We start from the raw sequence: 15,393 nt of genomic DNA on the forward strand, positions 1-15,393 counted from the left end.
CCAGGAATACACGGTCATTGTCGAACGGCCGCGTATTCCTGGCAAAGCCGTTTACAGCAACGAGAAGTTGTAGCTGACAATCACCCGGGTTTCGTCCATGTCGCGGGCAAATTTTTCGTAGTTGCTGCGGTAGGTAGCGTTACGCAGGCGCACACTGACATCCTTGAACGTACCGCTCTGTACCTGGTACTTGAACTCGGTGTCGCGCTCCCATTCCTTGCCTTCGGCCTGGCTACCCGGCACTTTGATACTGTCGCCGTTGATGTAGCGGGTGAAGAAGGTCAGCCCCGGAACACCCAGTGCCTTGAAGTCATAGTCGTAGCGCAGTTGCCAGGAACGCTCCTGTGCGGCGGCAAAGTCGTTGACCTGAGAATAGTTGACCAGGTACGGATTACTGCCATCGAGGTACGGCATGGCGTTTTCGCCATACATGCGCTGCCAGCCAGCACTGAACTTGTGCCCGCCGAGGCCGTAGCCCAGCATGCCGCTGAACGCACGGTGATCGATACTGCCAGCCTTGGCTGCGCCGATGTCGTCACTCTTGATAAGCCGCAGGTCTGCCGACAGGCTGCCCACGCTCAGGGGCTGGCTGGCGAGCACGCCCAGGAAGTGCTGACGGTAGATGTCGTCCAGGGTCGCAACCTGGTACTGACCCGTGAGCCGCTCATTGAAACGGTAGTCGACCCCAGCCATGTCAAAGTGATCGGCCTTGGTATCGCAGGCGTAGCGCTTGTTCTTGCAATGTACGCGAATCTCTTGTGCATCGGTCGAATCCCGCGCGGTGTAGCGATCCAGGCGCGCCGCCATGAACTTGAGGTCCTTGACCTCTTCAGAGGTCAACTGGGTGCCGTGGAACATGGTTGGCAACAAACGGCCATCGTTGTATTTGAGCAACGGCACATCGGGCATCATTGCACCGTACTTGAGCACGGTGTTCGAGTAGCGCACTTTCCCCGCTACGCCCAACTTTGCGTACTGGTCCGCAGAATGCCGGGGGTTGTGGCCACTGGAAGGCAACAGTCCACTGTTACTGTCGCCGGGGCTGGAGTCGAGCTTGAAACCGAACATGCCCAGTGCATCAACGCCAAACCCGACAGGCCCTTCGGTATAACCGGATTGCACATTCAGGATAAAGCCCTGAGCCCACTCTTCACGTTTTGAGCCCCCCTGTTGCGAGCTGGTGTGACCATCGCGAAAGTCGCGATTGAAATAGACATTACGTGCCTCGACTTTGGCACTGGTGTCGTCAAGAAAACCGGCGGCCTGGGCCGAAAAACCGGCAAACAGGGCCACTAGGCCCGCCAGATGGCGCCCTTGGACAAATGGAGAGGGGGGGAACATGAGTTACGACAATCCGAATAAAGGCAAAGAACCAACCGGCGCCCTTCCTGGCACCGGCCACATGCACCGACATACCACCTGCGGCGACCTTAAATTATCACCAAACCGCTCTAGAACGGGCCATTGGACCTTGGTCTAGACACCTCGGTCGCTCGACTAATCCTCAAATAGCGGAAAGCGCTGTAGTTCAATAGTTCTGCACACCGTCATTATAAAAGCCTAACCGCGGCGCGTTATTTATTGACTACACTGATTATTACTATGACGCCATGCCCCCTGCGACCGCTGTGCTTTTCAATACGCTAATGATGGCCGTGCATACAACGCCATTGCAGATAAAGAGGAGTAATGATTGTGTCCCGACTTGCTGAGTTTCGTGCTGCCGAAAGAGCGCTCCAGGAACAGCTTGCTCAACTGGAGGCCTTGAAAAAGGATGCCGGCCTAAAACGTGAAATAGAGTTCGAGCAGAAACTTGTCGGCCTGATGAACAGCTATGGCAAGAGCCTGCGCGATGTGATCGAAATACTCGATCCCAAAGCAGCCGAAAAGACATCGCCCGCCACTGTCCGGCAACGTCGTCCACGCGTGGTAAAAGTCTACGAAAACCCCCACACCGGCGAGTTGATCGAAACCAAAGGGGGCAATCACCGTGGCCTGAAAGCCTGGAAACAACAGTACGGTGCGCAGACGGTCGAGAGCTGGGTACGCCACTGAAAAACGCCCTTTTACTTCACATATTTTTCACATCATCTCTTCCAGGATGAAAGCTGCTAAAGGACTAGCGCCCCATTTGCCCGCTCCGGCGGGCTACTTATTTGATTGCGCCCTGCCGACCCCGTCTGCAGGGCGCAAACCGTTTGCGCAATCGCTTCACTTCCGTATCATGGCCGTCTGACCGTTTCACTGGCACCACCGTGCCAGCCTTTTCTGCGGAGAGCCCATGAGCTTGCAACATCTCGACACACTTCCTGGCGTCACTGCACAACCGGACGCTGCGACCCAAAACTTCGTGTTCAACCACACCATGTTGCGGGTCAAGGATGTCGCCAAATCCCTGGACTTCTACACCCGTGTACTGGGCTTCAGCCTGGTGGAAAAGCGCGATTTCCCGGAAGCTGAATTCAGCCTGTACTTCCTCGCCCTGGTCGACAAGGCGCAGATCCCCAGCGATCCAGCAGCACGTAACACGTGGATGAAGTCGATTCCTGGCATCCTTGAATTGACACACAACCACGGCACCGAGAATGATCCTGCGTTCGCCTATCACAATGGCAACACCGATCCGCGCGGCTTTGGCCATATCTGCATTTCGGTACCGGACATCCGCGCGGCCTGCGAACGCTTTGAAGCACTGGGTGTCACCTTCCAGAAGCGCCTGAGCGATGGCCGCATGAAGCATCTGGCCTTCATCAAGGACCCGGACGATTACTGGGTCGAGATCATTCAGCCTACTGAATTCTAAGCCATGCCCCGGGCGCTTGCGTCACAGGGGCACAGACAGCCGAAAGCGCTTCCACCCTCCTGGGGTAGAAGCGCTTTCGGTAATGGTCAGGCTAGGCCTCAGGCTGGCGCCGAGGTACGAATCAGGTGATCAAAGGCTGCCAGTGATGCTTTGGCGCCCTCACCGACCGCAATGACAATCTGCTTGTACGGCACAGTGGTCACGTCACCGGCGGCAAAAACACCTGGCAGGCTGGTCTGACCGCGGGCATCGACCACAATCTCGCCACGCGCGGACAGTTCGACGGTGCCCTTGAGCCAATCGGTATTGGGCAGCAAGCCGATCTGTACAAAGATCCCTTCCAGCGCCAGATCATGCACCACTTCAGTCGTGCGGTCCTTATAGCGCAAGCCGCTGACCTTCTGCCCATCGCCCAGGACTTCAGTCGTCAAGGCGCTGGTGATGACCTTGACGTTGGGCAAGCTGTGCAGCTTGCGTTGCAGTACCGCATCGGCACGCAGTTGGCTGTCAAACTCGATCAGGGTGACCTGAGCAACGATACCCGCCAGGTCGATAGCCGCTTCCACACCGGAGTTGCCACCACCGATCACCGCCACGCGCTTGCCTTTGAACAGCGGGCCATCGCAGTGCGGGCAATAGGCGACACCGCGGCTGCGGTACTCCTTCTCCCCCGGGACGTTCATTTCACGCCAGCGCGCACCGGTAGCAAGAATGACGGTCTTGGCCTTGAGCGACGCACCACTGGCCAGGCGCACCTCGTGCAGGCCACCATCGGTTCCTGGAATCAGCGCGTCGGCACGCTGCAGGTTCATGATGTCGACGTCGTACTGCTTGACGTGCTCCTCCAGCGCCGTAGCCAGCTTCGGCCCTTCGGTTTCCTGCACCGAGATAAAGTTCTCGATTGCCATGGTATCGAGTACCTGACCGCCAAAACGCTCAGCAGCAACACCGGTACGAATACCCTTGCGCGCTGCATAAATGGCCGCTGCAGCACCGGCCGGGCCACCACCGACCACCAGCACGTCGAACGCGTCCTTGGCATTGATCTTCTCGGCCTGACGCTCACCGGCGCTGGTGTCGAGTTTGCCGAGGATCTCCTCCAGCCCCATGCGGCCCTGACCGAAGACCTCACCATTGAGGTACACACTTGGCACGGCCATGACCTTGCGCGACTCGACTTCATCCTGGAACAGCGCGCCGTCGATCGCGACGTGGCGCACGCTCGGATTGAGTACCGCCATCAGGTTAAGCGCCTGGACCACATCCGGGCAGTTCTGGCAGGACAGCGAGAAGTAGGTTTCAAAGTTGAACTCACCCTTGAGCGCACCAATCTGCTCGATCACTTCGGCGCCGGCCTTGGACGGATGACCGCCGACCTGCAGCAGCGCCAGCACCAACGAGGTGAATTCGTGCCCCAGGGGGATACCCGCGAAACGCAGGCTGATATCGGCGCCAGGGCGATTGAGCGAGAACGACGGGCGACGGGCGTCACTGCCATCCTCACGCAAGGTAATCAGGTTCGACAGGCTGGCGATTTCGCGCAGCAGGTCGTGCAATTCACGGGACTTCGCGCCGTCGTCGAGGGAAGCAACGATCTCGATCGGCTGAGTAACCCGCTCCAGGTAGGACTTCAACTGAGTTTTAAGCGTGGCGTCCAACATACGGGCGATTCCTTTTTAAACAGTAGAAAAAACAACGCCCGGGCGAAAGCGCCCGGGCGTTTTGCGGGGCGGTGACAACGTCAGGTGCGGTAGACCGCCCTCGGCTGGTTCACGGACTTAGATCTTGCCGACCAGGTCCAGCGATGGCGCCAGGGTGGCTTCGCCTTCTTTCCACTTGGCCGGGCAGACTTCGCCTGGGTGGGCGGCAACGTACTGGGCGGCCTTGACCTTGCGCAGCAGCTCACTGGCATCACGACCGACACCGCCGTCATTCAGCTCGACGATTTTGATCTGGCCTTGCGGGTTGATCACGAAAGTACCGCGGTCAGCCAGACCGGCTTCTTCGATCAGCACGTCGAAGTTGCGGGAGATGACGTGGGTTGGGTCACCGATCAGCGGGTACTGGATCTTGCCGATGGTGTCCGAGGTGTCGTGCCACGCTTTGTGGGTGAAGTGGGTGTCGGTGGACACGCCATAGATCTCTACGCCCAGCTTCTGGAATTCGGCGTAGTTGTCGGCCAGGTCGCCCAGCTCGGTTGGGCAGACGAAGGTGAAGTCGGCCGGGTAGAAAAATACTACAGACCATTTGCCCTTCAGGTCAGCTTCCGACACCTCGACGAACTTGCCGTTGTGGTAAGCGGTAGCGTTGAACGGTTTGACCTGGCTATTGATGATAGGCATGAGTGACGCTCCTTCAGGGGTTGAGAAATCTGATGGAGAGAATCCTAGTCACTTATCGAAAAAATCGCTCATTGGCAAAGCTGATGCCGCCGATTGGTTTTGGCTATAAGCCGAAGTGATTAATAGAAGATTTCTGTTTGTATCGCAGGCAAGCCAGCTCCAACAAAAGCTAAACAGCCTGTAGGAGCGGGTCTTGCCCGCGATGCAGCCGCCGCGCACTCACTGCCACCCCGCCGACGCCATCGCAGGCAAGCCTGCTCCAACAAAAGCTAAACAGCCTGTAGGAGCGGGTCTTGCCCGCGATGCAGCCGCCGCGCACTCACTGCCACCCCGCCGACGCCATCGCAAGCAAGCCAGCGCCAACAAAAGCTAAACAGCCTGTAGGAGCAGGGCTTGCCCGCGATGCAGCCGCCGCGCACTTACTGCCACCCCGCCGACGCCATCGCAGGCAAGCCAGCTCCAACAAAAGCTAAACAGCCTGTAGGAGCGGGGCTTGCCCGCGATGCAGACGCCGCGCACTTACTGCCACCCCGCCGACGCCATCGCAGGCAAGCCAGCTCCAACAAAAGCTAAACAGCCTGTAGGAGCGGGTCTTGCCCGCGATGCAGCCGCCGCGCACTTACTGCCACCCCGCCGACGCCATCGCAGGCAAGCCAGCTCCAACAAAAGCTGCTCCAACACAGGTGCCTGCAACGGGCGACGATTAGCGAACCGGCGTGCGCATGGTCACAAACTCTTCGGCAGCCGTTGGATGCACACCGATGGTTTCGTCGAATTGCTGTTTGGTTGCACCCGCCTTCAGTGCAATACCCAGCCCCTGGATGATCTCGCCAGCATCCGGGCCAACCATATGGCAGCCAAGGACGCGGTCCGTCTTGGCATCGACTACCAGCTTCATCAAGGTACGTTCCTGACACTCGGTGAGGGTCAGTTTCATTGGCCGGAAACGGCTTTCAAAAATACTCACCTCATAGCCCTGCGCGACCGCCTGCTCTTCGCTCAGGCCAACAGTGCCAATCGGCGGCTGACTGAACACCGCTGTCGGTATGTTCTGGTAGTCAACCTTACGGTACTGCTCAGGCTTGAACAGGCGCCGCACCACGGCCATACCCTCGGCCAGCGCCACCGGGGTCAATTGCACACGCCCGATCACATCACCAATCGCCAGAATCGATGGATCAGTGGTCTGAAACAGTTCGTCGACGCGGATGAAGCCGCGCGAATCAAGTTCGACACCGGTGTTTTCCAGGCCCAGGTTATCCAGCATCGGACGACGCCCAGTGGCGTAAAACACGCAATCGGCGATCAGTTCACGGCCATCGTTGAGGGTGGCCTTGAGGCTTCCGTCCGCCTGTTTCTCGATACTGCGAATTTCAGTATTGAACTGCAGGTCCATGCCGCGCTTTTCCAGTTCCTCCTTCAGGTGCTCACGCACGGCACCGTCGAAGCCGCGCAGGAACAGGTCCCCTCGGTAGAGCAGCGAAGTTTTGGCACCGAGCCCTTGGAAAATACCGGCAAACTCTACCGCGATGTAACCGCCACCCACCACCAGCACGCGCTTGGGCAGGTCCTTCAGGTAGAAAGCTTCGTTGGAACTGATGGCCAACTCTTTACCCGGGATGTCCGGAGTCTGCGGCCAGCCACCGGTAGCGATCAGAATGTGCTCGGCGCTGTAACGCTGCCCGTCGACCTCCACTTCATGGGCCCCGGTCAGCCGCGCATGCCCCTCAAGCAAGGTCACGCCGCTGTTCAGCAGCAGGTTGCGATAGATACCATTGAGCCGCTCGATTTCACGGTTCTTGTTGGCGATCAATTGCCCCCAATCGAACTGTGCATCTTCCAGTGACCAGCCAAAACCACTGGCTTGCTCAAAGTCATCGGCGAAATGAGCGCCGTAGACCAGCAGTTTTTTCGGCACGCAGCCAACGTTTACGCAGGTCCCCCCCAGGTAACGGCTTTCGGCAACCGCCACCTTTGCACCGAAGCCCGCGGCAAAGCGTGCCGCACGCACACCGCCGGAACCGGCACCAATCACGAACAGATCAAAATCGTAGGCCATCTCAGGTCTCCTTGGCAGGCCATCAGCATAACCCCGGCGGCAGCCAGGAACAAAAAAGCCACCCGAAGGTGGCTTTTTCGACTTCAACGGTTACGCCAACAAATCAGTAGGCCTTGCCGGTCTTGTAGAAGTTTTCGAAGCAGAAGTTCGTGGCGTCGATGTAGCCTTCGGCACCACCGCAGTCAAAACGCTTGCCCTTGAATTTGTAGGCCATTACGCAGCCGTTCTGCGCCTGCTTCATCAGGGCGTCGGTGATCTGGATCTCGCCACCCTTGCCTGGCTCGGTCTGCTCGATCAGGTCGAAGATGTCCGGCGTCAGGATGTAGCGACCAATGATGGCCAGGTTCGACGGCGCATCTTCAGGCTTTGGCTTCTCGACCATGCTATGGACGCGGTAAATGTCGTCACGGATCATCTCGCCGGCAATCACGCCGTACTTGTTGGTTTCCGAAGGATCGACTTCCTGGATGGCCACGATCGAGCAGCGGAACTGCTTGTACAGCTTGACCATCTGGGTCAGCACGCCATCGCCTTCCAGGTTGACGCACAGGTCGTCGGCCAGTACTACGGCAAACGGCTCGTCGCCGATCAGCGGACGACCGGTCAGGATCGCGTGGCCCAGGCCTTTCATTTCGGTCTGACGGGTGTAGGAGAACGAGCACTCGTCGAGCAGGCGGCGAATACCGACCAGGTACTTTTCCTTGTCGGTGCCCTTGATCTGGTTTTCCAGCTCGTAGCTGATGTCGAAATGGTCTTCCAGAGCACGCTTGCCACGACCGGTAACGATGGAGATCTCGTTCAGACCTGCCTCCAGCGCCTCTTCAACGCCGTACTGGATCAGTGGCTTGTTCACCACCGGCAGCATTTCCTTGGGCATGGCTTTGGTTGCTGGCAGGAAGCGAGTGCCGTAACCGGCTGCCGGGAACAAGCATTTTTTGATCATAAAAGTCCTTAACAAGGGCTGTGCGTACGAAATTCGGCGCAGTCTAATCAGGCGGCGGTCACCTTACAATGCCCCACCCACGGTTAGCCGATGCCAAATAGAGAAATACCAGTGTAGATAGTTCCCTGGCCAGGTAAATATTGCACCTGCCGATCACCCTCGACAGGCACAAAATGGCAGGGGCTGAGCTTACTCAGTGCCTTGACCAATCAAGACACCCTCGACCTTTTGCCCATACAGGTTCACGCCATCATTGGCGTGGAACTTCAGACGGGTCTTCTCGATGGAGCCTTCGATCAGCCGTGGATCCTGAGGGCGCTCGTGTTTGTTGATGTAAGCCGCCACGTCCCAGGCTTGCTGGTCCGAGAGGCTGCCGGGCTTGCCCAAGGGCATATTGTGCTTGATGAACGAGGTGGCCGTATTGATCCGGTGCATGCCCGCGCCCCAGTTATAGGAGTCCTTGCCCCAAAGTGGCGGCATCACATAGTCGCTGGCAACCTTCTGGCCTTCACCGTTGTTGCCATGACACACCGCGCACTGATCCTTGTACACCTGCTCGCCCCGGCTGAAATCGTAACCCTGAGCAGGTTCCGGTACGTCCGGGTAACCACGCCCGGGTGTCTCGACGCCAATCGGCGCCTTGCTGGCCAACCAGTAGGCGTAGACCGACAAGGCGGTCATTTCCGGGCTATCCGCTGCAGGCGGCTTGCCATTCATGCTGAACTGAAAACACCCTTGGATACGCTCGGCGAAGGTGTTGACCTTGTCGTTTTTCTTGCGATAGGCCGGGTACATGGGGTACGCCCCCCACAGCGGGGCCGAGTTGGCCAGGCGCCCCTGATCAAGGTGGCAGTTACTGCAATTGAGACCATTGCCGACGTAGTTCGGCATCAGCCGCCGAGTATCGACGAACAGGGCGTAGCCATCACGGACCATCTTGCCGAACGCGTTGTCCGGCAGTTCACGTTCGGCAGGAGGAACGAAGCCACTTGCCGTGCTGGCAGGTGGCACGTTCAACTGGGACTGGTCCTCCATGACAACCTGTGCAGCGTGAACACTGCTGATGGACAATGCCAGCGAAGCCAAGATAAAGCGCGTCATTGTTTGCCCTCCTGGCTGCCAAGGTTGGCAAAGTACTCCGCTACCGCCTTGACCTCGTCGTCACTCAATGCCTTGGCTACGCCAACCATGAGCTGGTTGGAATCGTTGCTGCGAGTGCCGTCTCGCCACGCGTTGAGCTGTGCCGCCAGATAGGTGGCCGGCTGATGCACCAGTGGCGGAAAATGCTCGCCGACGCCCACGCCTCCGGGGCCATGGCACTGGACACAGCCAGGAATGCTGCGCGCCCAATCGCCGTACAGCGCCAGCTTCTCATCTGGGCTGCTCGCCATCTGCTGACGGCGGACAAGCGGGGTTTTCGGCGTGGGCATGGCTGCCAGGGCAGCGCTGACTGCCTGGATTTCCGAGGCGCTCAGGGCCTTGGCCAACGGCTCCATGATCGGGTTCTTGCGGCTGCCACTACGAAAGTCGGCCAGTTGCTTGCTCAGGTAGCCGGCAGGCAAGCCTGCCAACCGTGGGAACCCGGCCGCTGCCATGCCCATGCCATCAGCGCCGTGACAGCCCATGCATGCCATGGCGGCGGGGTTCTGGCCGCCTTGAGTGAAAACGTTTTGACCTTCCGTAGCCTGCGCGACCTGAAGCGAGAGCAGCAATGCGCCGCTCGCCAGGATTCGATCCAGTGGGATCATCACGAACTCCATTTTCTAGTTATTAGCTTAGGCACATAAAATATAAGCCTATGGATAGTAGGCCTATATACCGCCCGCTACAAACATTGCGCCAACACTGGAAAAGGAGGGATACCGCGCTGAATCGTTCTATCTGGAGGCCATCATCGAAACACCGGCCTCAGCCCGAGATACAGTGCGTGGCTGCGGTTTTCACATCCCCCAAACGCATTGGGAAGTTGTTCAGGCGTTCATACAACTTGATGCTGCTGCCACTGCCACGTTTTTCAATATCGAATACCGCTGCAGGCCCAGCGGAAAGTTTTTGCGGCACGATCAAGCGAACCCCATCATGGCGCTCTTCCAGTTGCAAAGGTGCGCGACTGTCGGCCAGCGCTTGCTGGACACAATGGGCATACGCCTGGGGCGACTTGCCTGAAATAACATCCAGGGTCTCGGGGGTTTGCTCAAGCTCTGCCACACTCGCACAACCAGTCAGCGTTACTGCCAACGCTGGGACAAGCCATCTCATCGATACCACTCCATCGAAAAAAGTTCTGACCACGCGCCGACAGATTTGCTCCCTTGATTGGCAGATTTCTCCTAGGTCTGGCGCGAAGGCCGACAGTGTAACCGACATCGTGGTATCGTTTTGATTTGCGAAAAGTTCCGTTGCGGAGAGTCACATGAAATTTGTACATCGGCGCGAACATCTCAATGAGGACGACATTGTCGTTATCGAGTGTTCCCAGCGCTGCAATATTCGCCTGATGAGCGATGCCAACTTCCGCAGCTTCAAGAATGGTGGTCGCCATACCTACCACGGTGGCGCTTTCGACCGGTTCCCGGCAAAAATCACGGTACCCAGTTCCGGCTTCTGGAACATCACCATCGATACCGCCGGCCCGCGCCTGAACAATGCCGCCTCACGCAAGACGACGTTCACCCATTCCATCAAGATCATCCGTCGATCTTCTTCAAAGCTGAGCTGAACATGAGCGACACACGCAAGTACGTCATCCATTACAAACTCGACGATCAACGCCGCTGGGACTTTGCCCAGCTGACTGATGATTCGCTCGAACAAGCTCAAGCCGCACTCAAGGCGATGCACGGCGAAGACGCCGAACGCATCACTGAAATTCGCGTCACCCGAGCGCTTTAACCGCAGGACTGCACATTACGCCACAAGGAGAACCGGGCAATGAGCCGCTGGCCAGACAGCCGTATCCTCGATTTGCTGGGCATAGAACTGCCCATTATCCAGGCACCGATGGCCGGCTCTACGGGGTCCGCCATGGCCATTGCCGTCAGTAACGCTGGCGGCCTGGGCTCCCTGCCCTGCGCAACCCTGAGCATCGAGCAGATGCGCCAGGAGCTGCAGGCGTTTTCCCAGGCAAGCCAACGCCCGCTTAACGTCAATTTTTTCTGCCACCGATCGCCAACACCCGACAGTGAACGCGATGCGCGCTGGAAACAGGCATTAAAACCGTATTACGACGCCTTGGGCGCCGATTTCGAGGCGCCTACACCGGTTTCAAACCGCGCCCCTTTTGATGCCGCAGCCTGCGAACTGGTAGAAGCCTTCCGCCCGGCGGTTGTCAGCTTCCACTTTGGCCTGCCAGACGCCGAGCTGGTAAAACGGGTCAAGGCAACGGGGGCCAAGGTGTTGTCGAGCGCAACGACCGTCGCTGAAGCCGTGTGGCTGGAGCAACAGGGTTGCGATGCGATCATTGCCATGGGGTACGAAGCCGGCGGGCACCGCGGCATGTTTCTCAGCAGCGACCTGAATACCCAGGTCGGCACCCTGGCGCTGGTCCCCCAGGTTGTTGATGCCGTGCAGGTCCCGGTCATTGCCGCTGGCGGTATTGGCGACGCACGCGGCATCGTTGCAGCGTTTGCACTGGGTGCTTCAGCCGTACAGATGGGAACCGCCTACTTGTTCTGCCCGGAAGCCAAGATCTCGGCCGCCCATCGCCAGGCCCTGCACACCCATGCGGAGAGCGATACGGCACTGACCAACCTGTTCACCGGGCGCCCGGCCCGCGGGATTACTACCCGCATCATGCGTGAACTTGGCCCGATGAACCCCGCCGCACCCGCCTTTCCACTGGCAGGTGGTGCCTTGATGCCACTGCGGGCGATCAGCGAGCCCCAGGGCAATACCGATTTCAGCAACCTGTGGTCCGGCCAGGCGCTGAGGCTGGGCGTTGAACTGCCGGCTGCACAACTCACCCAACAGTTGGCGAACAAGGCCCTGGCGCTCCTCGCACGCTGAAACAATCCTTCCGGTGTACCTGCGTATCGCTATATATTTACGTACATAGCGATACCCCTTCAGCACACGGAGCCGTGTTTCATGCGTATGAAAGCCCCCCGTTTCGCCCTGGCCCTCCTGGGCGCCGTTGTGACCAGCAGCGCTTGGGCCGATGACGTGCAGGTTGCCGTGGCAGCCAACTTCACTGCGCCCATTCAGGCCATCGCCAAAGAATTCGAGAAAGACACTGGCCACAGGCTGGTCACGGCCTTCGGTGCCACCGGGCAGTTCTATGCACAAATCAAGAACGGCGCACCCTTCGAGGTGTTCCTCGCCGCAGACGACACCACACCAGTCAAACTCGAAGCCGAGGGCGATACCGTCAAGGGCTCGCGCTTTACCTATGCAATCGGCACGCTCGCGCTGTGGTCAGCCAAAGACGGCTATGTCGATGCCGAAGGCAGCGTGCTGAAACAGAACCAGTTCCAGCACTTGGCCATCGCCAACCCCAAGGCCGCACCTTATGGCCTTGCCGCCACTCAGGTACTGCAGAAGCTGAACCTGACCGATGCAACCCGGGCCAAGCTCGTGGAGGGCCAGAACATCACCCAGGCCTATCAGTTCGTCGCCACCGGCAATGCGGAACTGGGCTTTGTGGCGCTGTCGCAGATTTACCAGGAGGGCAAGATCACCCACGGCTCAGTCTGGGTAGTGCCAGCAGCACTGCATGAACCGATCCGTCAGGACGCCGTGATTCTGGCCAAAGGCAAAGACAACCCAGCCGCTCAGGCCCTGGTTGACTACCTCAAGGGGCCAAAGGCCGCTGCCGTCATTGCCGCCTACGGTTACTCACGCTAATGCCACTGGACGCCAACGACCTTGCCGCGATCTGGCTGACCTTCAAACTGGCCAGCCTGACCACGCTGATTCTGCTGATCGTTGGCACCCCCATCGCCTGGTGGCTGACGCGCACCCGTTCGTGGCTGCGCGGCCCGGTTGGGGCTATCGTCGCCCTGCCCTTGGTCCTTCCGCCCACCGTCATCGGTTTCTACCTGCTGCTGGCGATGGGCCCCAATGGTTTGATCGGCCAGGCCACCCAGGCACTGGGCCTGGGCACTGTGGTGTTCAGCTTCAGCGGCCTGGTAATCGGCTCCGTGATCTATTCCATGCCCTTTGTCGTACAACCCTTGCAGAACGCCTTCAGCGCCATCGGCGAGCGTCCACTGGAGGCTGCAGCAACATTGCGCGCCGGGCCTTGGGACACCTTTTTCAGCGTAGTACTGCCGCTGGCCAAACCCGGCTTCATCACCGCCAGCATTCTTGGATTCGCCCACACCGTTGGCGAGTTCGGCGTAGTGTTGATGATTGGCGGCAATATTCCCGACAAAACACGCGTGGTTTCGGTACAGATCTACGACCATGTGGAAGCCATGGAGTACCTGCAAGCACACTGGCTGGCGGGCGCCATGCTGGTGTTCTCATTTGTGGTGTTGTTGGCCCTGTATGCCAGCCGCCGTGAAAAACCGGGCTGGGGCTAAACATGCACCCCATGATTCATGCCCGCTTGAAAGTGGCCTGGAAGGCGTTTGAACTGAACGTCGACCTGCAGTTGCCCGGCCGCGGGATCAGCGCCCTGTTCGGTCACTCCGGCTCCGGCAAGACAACCTGCCTGCGTTGCCTGGCAGGCCTCGAGCGAGCGGAAGAAGCGTATATCGAGGTCAATGGCGTGGTCTGGCAAGACTCACGCCGGCAGTACTTCCTGCCCGCGCACAAGCGTTCCATTGGCTACGTGTTCCAGGAAGCCAGCCTGTTCAGCCATCTGTCGGTGCGTGGCAATCTGGAGTTCGGACAGCGCCGCACCCCGCCCCGTGAGCGCAAAGTGGCGCTTGAGCAGGCCTGCGAACTGCTTGGCATCGGCCACCTGCTTGAGCGTCAGCCTGATACGCTCTCTGGCGGCGAACGGCAACGCGTAGGCATCGCTCGCGCCTTGTTGACCAGCCCGCAGCTGCTGCTGATGGATGAGCCACTCGCGGCACTCGATGCACCGCGCAAGCGCGAGATCCTGCCGTACCTTGAGCGCCTGCACGACGAACTGGAGATTCCCCTGGTATACGTCAGCCATGCGCTGGACGAAGTGACACAACTGGCTGATCACATGGTGATCATCGAACAGGGCAACGTACTGGCCAGCGGTGCCATAGCGCCAACCCTGGCGCGCATCGACCTGCCGCTGGCGCAGGACGAAGATGCCGGGGTCATCATCGAAGGCTGCGTCGCACATTATGACCCGGCCTATCGATTGCTGGGGCTGCATCTGCCCGGCACAGCGTTGCAACTGCGCGTCACTCATGCGCCGCTGGCGCTTGGAACGTACCTGCGGGTCAAGGTCCGCGCGCGCGATGTGAGCCTCAGCCTGGTCGAAAACGACCATTCCAGCATCCTCAATCGCCTGCCCGTGCGTGTTGGTCAACACCGCATTGCCGACAATGACGCCCACGTGCTGCTCAGCCTTGATGCCAGTGGCACACCATTGCTGGCGCGCATCACCCGCTTCTCATACGACCAATTGGGTATCCATGAAGGGCAGCAGCTTTGGGCGCAAATTAAATCGGTGGCTTTGCTTGGCTGATCACACGTGCCACGCGTTAAAATTCTAGGCTGTTGGGATACGGCATATTAAGATTTTGCTCATGCCTAGCAGAGAAATTTCCCATATTCGTCGAACCCCCCTATGCTTGCGTCTGCGGGCAAAGGTGCGTTCCTACGTTTGCATCCGCCCAGTCGCCTCCTGCGACTAAAGACACGCAGCAGAATCTTTGCTCGGAGAATTTATTTTCAACGAATGCGTCTTTAATAAAGGAAAGAGGAAGCGCATATAGTGCGCGACCGGCCTGGGCAACAACGTTGCCAGGCAATTCAAGCTACCAAGGAGAAATACATGCTGATACTCACCCGAAAGGTCGGCGAAAGCATCGTTATCGATGATGACATCAAGGTCACCATTCTCGGCGTCAAGGGGATGCAAGTGAGGATCGGCATTGATGCACCCAAAGATGTACAAGTGCATCGAGAAGAGATTTTCAAGCGCATCCAGGCTGGCAACCCAGCACCAGAGAAAGGAGACGATCAGCACTAACAGCCCATGACTCGAGTCGCACGGATGCGCTTGGTCGCTGAAGACCGGCCATGACCGCAGATCGCATGCCTTTCAGGAGGCCCAGGCGCGCCGATCAACGCCTGCAACTGCAACGTGCCGCCCCAT

General features: G+C 58.7%; 17 protein-coding genes. 9 read left to right on the plus strand and 8 right to left on the minus strand.

Annotation, left to right across the window (positions count from 1 at the left end; genetic code table 11):
• Nucleotides 1–51 precede the first annotated feature (51 nt).
• On the minus strand, nucleotides 52–1,341 hold the full coding sequence (locus ACZ9H3_RS05645; protein WP_099775105.1) for an OprD family porin: 1,290 nt from the start codon (nucleotides 1,339–1,341) through the stop codon (nucleotides 52–54).
• Between the two features lie 354 nt (nucleotides 1,342–1,695).
• On the opposite strand from ACZ9H3_RS05645, the gene ACZ9H3_RS05650 reads away from it, so the two are divergent.
• Together ACZ9H3_RS05650 and gloA are read left to right on the plus strand one after the other, a co-directional pair.
• A complete protein-coding gene (locus ACZ9H3_RS05650) occupies nucleotides 1,696–2,055 on the plus strand; it encodes a histone-like nucleoid-structuring protein, MvaT/MvaU family (protein ID WP_099776696.1) in 360 nt (119 codons plus the stop codon).
• 226 nt (nucleotides 2,056–2,281) lie between these two features.
• The gene (gene gloA, locus ACZ9H3_RS05655; RefSeq protein ID WP_065762010.1) at nucleotides 2,282–2,803 is read left to right on the plus strand and encodes a lactoylglutathione lyase; all 522 of its coding nucleotides are present in this window, start codon (nucleotides 2,282–2,284) and stop codon (nucleotides 2,801–2,803) included.
• A 98-nt stretch (nucleotides 2,804–2,901) separates the two neighbouring features.
• Here the strand turns inward: gloA and ahpF are convergent, their stop codons facing one another.
• The 7 genes from ahpF to ACZ9H3_RS05690 form a co-directional block, all read right to left on the minus strand.
• A complete protein-coding gene (gene ahpF / locus ACZ9H3_RS05660) occupies nucleotides 2,902–4,464 on the minus strand; it encodes an alkyl hydroperoxide reductase subunit F (RefSeq protein WP_476220074.1) in 1,563 nt (520 codons plus the stop codon).
• A gap of 117 nt (nucleotides 4,465–4,581) precedes the next feature.
• A complete protein-coding gene (ahpC, locus tag ACZ9H3_RS05665; protein WP_099775108.1) occupies nucleotides 4,582–5,145 on the minus strand; it encodes an alkyl hydroperoxide reductase subunit C in 564 nt (187 codons plus the stop codon).
• Between the two features lie 703 nt (nucleotides 5,146–5,848).
• Nucleotides 5,849–7,204, minus strand: coding sequence for a glutathione-disulfide reductase (gorA, locus tag ACZ9H3_RS05670; protein WP_065761836.1), 1,356 nt, complete (start codon nucleotides 7,202–7,204; stop codon nucleotides 5,849–5,851).
• A 103-nt stretch (nucleotides 7,205–7,307) separates the two neighbouring features.
• A complete protein-coding gene (gene galU / locus ACZ9H3_RS05675; RefSeq protein WP_065761837.1) occupies nucleotides 7,308–8,147 on the minus strand; it encodes a UTP--glucose-1-phosphate uridylyltransferase GalU in 840 nt (279 codons plus the stop codon).
• A gap of 189 nt (nucleotides 8,148–8,336) precedes the next feature.
• The gene (locus ACZ9H3_RS05680) at nucleotides 8,337–9,248 is read right to left on the minus strand and encodes a c-type cytochrome (RefSeq protein WP_476220077.1); all 912 of its coding nucleotides are present in this window, start codon (nucleotides 9,246–9,248) and stop codon (nucleotides 8,337–8,339) included.
• Nucleotides 9,245–9,895, minus strand: coding sequence for a c-type cytochrome (locus ACZ9H3_RS05685; RefSeq protein WP_065761839.1), 651 nt, complete (start codon nucleotides 9,893–9,895; stop codon nucleotides 9,245–9,247). Before ACZ9H3_RS05685 ends, ACZ9H3_RS05680 begins: the two co-directional genes overlap by 4 nt.
• 160 nt (nucleotides 9,896–10,055) lie before the next feature.
• A complete protein-coding gene (locus tag ACZ9H3_RS05690; RefSeq protein WP_065761840.1) occupies nucleotides 10,056–10,406 on the minus strand; it encodes a hypothetical protein in 351 nt (116 codons plus the stop codon).
• 154 nt (nucleotides 10,407–10,560) lie between these two features.
• Here ACZ9H3_RS05690 and ACZ9H3_RS05695 point away from each other — a divergent pair, with 154 nt between their 5' ends.
• From ACZ9H3_RS05695 to csrA, 7 genes are all read left to right on the plus strand, one after another.
• Nucleotides 10,561–10,866, plus strand: coding sequence for a DUF1883 domain-containing protein (locus ACZ9H3_RS05695; protein WP_065761796.1), 306 nt, complete (start codon nucleotides 10,561–10,563; stop codon nucleotides 10,864–10,866).
• A gap of 2 nt (nucleotides 10,867–10,868) precedes the next feature.
• On the plus strand, nucleotides 10,869–11,039 hold the full coding sequence (locus ACZ9H3_RS05700; protein ID WP_176717480.1) for a hypothetical protein: 171 nt from the start codon (nucleotides 10,869–10,871) through the stop codon (nucleotides 11,037–11,039).
• Between the two features lie 39 nt (nucleotides 11,040–11,078).
• Nucleotides 11,079–12,152 carry an NAD(P)H-dependent flavin oxidoreductase gene (locus ACZ9H3_RS05705; protein ID WP_102051494.1) on the plus strand — a complete coding sequence of 358 codons (1,074 nt, stop codon included), beginning with the start codon at nucleotides 11,079–11,081 and terminating at the stop codon, nucleotides 12,150–12,152.
• Nucleotides 12,153–12,233: 81 nt separating this feature from the next.
• Complete coding sequence (gene modA / locus ACZ9H3_RS05710; RefSeq protein ID WP_476220082.1) at nucleotides 12,234–12,989, plus strand: molybdate ABC transporter substrate-binding protein; 756 nt, start codon at nucleotides 12,234–12,236, stop codon at nucleotides 12,987–12,989.
• A complete protein-coding gene (gene modB, locus ACZ9H3_RS05715; protein WP_330523930.1) occupies nucleotides 12,989–13,669 on the plus strand; it encodes a molybdate ABC transporter permease subunit in 681 nt (226 codons plus the stop codon). The genes modA and modB overlap by 1 nt, the downstream gene beginning before the upstream one ends.
• Nucleotides 13,670–13,671: 2 nt before the next feature.
• The gene (modC, locus tag ACZ9H3_RS05720; protein ID WP_476220085.1) at nucleotides 13,672–14,760 is read left to right on the plus strand and encodes a molybdenum ABC transporter ATP-binding protein; all 1,089 of its coding nucleotides are present in this window, start codon (nucleotides 13,672–13,674) and stop codon (nucleotides 14,758–14,760) included.
• Nucleotides 14,761–15,069: 309 nt separating this feature from the next.
• Entirely contained in the window at nucleotides 15,070–15,267 is a 198-nt protein-coding gene (gene csrA / locus ACZ9H3_RS05725; protein WP_065761791.1) for a carbon storage regulator CsrA, read from the plus strand.
• The last annotated feature ends 126 nt before the right edge of the window (nucleotides 15,268–15,393 follow it).

This window comes from Pseudomonas sp. TE3910 (genome assembly GCF_056279025.1).

Bases quoted from the DNA above. Each gene is read 5' to 3' on its own strand.
- ACZ9H3_RS05645 (WP_099775105.1), bottom strand. From the start codon at position 1,341: ATGTTCCCCCCCTCTCCATTTGTCCAAGGGCGCCATCTGGCGGGCCTA.
- gloA (WP_065762010.1), top strand. From the start codon at position 2,282: ATGAGCTTGCAACATCTCGACACACTTCCTGGCGTCACTGCACAACCG.
- ahpF (WP_476220074.1), bottom strand. From the start codon at position 4,464: ATGTTGGACGCCACGCTTAAAACTCAGTTGAAGTCCTACCTGGAGCGG.
- ahpC (WP_099775108.1), bottom strand. From the start codon at position 5,145: ATGCCTATCATCAATAGCCAGGTCAAACCGTTCAACGCTACCGCTTAC.
- gorA (WP_065761836.1), bottom strand. From the start codon at position 7,204: ATGGCCTACGATTTTGATCTGTTCGTGATTGGTGCCGGTTCCGGCGGT.
- galU (WP_065761837.1), bottom strand. From the start codon at position 8,147: ATGATCAAAAAATGCTTGTTCCCGGCAGCCGGTTACGGCACTCGCTTC.
- ACZ9H3_RS05680 (WP_476220077.1), bottom strand. From the start codon at position 9,248: ATGACGCGCTTTATCTTGGCTTCGCTGGCATTGTCCATCAGCAGTGTT.
- ACZ9H3_RS05685 (WP_065761839.1), bottom strand. From the start codon at position 9,895: ATGATCCCACTGGATCGAATCCTGGCGAGCGGCGCATTGCTGCTCTCG.
- ACZ9H3_RS05690 (WP_065761840.1), bottom strand. From the start codon at position 10,406: ATGAGATGGCTTGTCCCAGCGTTGGCAGTAACGCTGACTGGTTGTGCG.
- ACZ9H3_RS05695 (WP_065761796.1), top strand. From the start codon at position 10,561: ATGAAATTTGTACATCGGCGCGAACATCTCAATGAGGACGACATTGTC.
- ACZ9H3_RS05700 (WP_176717480.1), top strand. From the start codon at position 10,869: ATGAGCGACACACGCAAGTACGTCATCCATTACAAACTCGACGATCAA.
- ACZ9H3_RS05705 (WP_102051494.1), top strand. From the start codon at position 11,079: ATGAGCCGCTGGCCAGACAGCCGTATCCTCGATTTGCTGGGCATAGAA.
- modA (WP_476220082.1), top strand. From the start codon at position 12,234: ATGCGTATGAAAGCCCCCCGTTTCGCCCTGGCCCTCCTGGGCGCCGTT.
- modB (WP_330523930.1), top strand. From the start codon at position 12,989: ATGCCACTGGACGCCAACGACCTTGCCGCGATCTGGCTGACCTTCAAA.
- modC (WP_476220085.1), top strand. From the start codon at position 13,672: ATGCACCCCATGATTCATGCCCGCTTGAAAGTGGCCTGGAAGGCGTTT.
- csrA (WP_065761791.1), top strand. From the start codon at position 15,070: ATGCTGATACTCACCCGAAAGGTCGGCGAAAGCATCGTTATCGATGAT.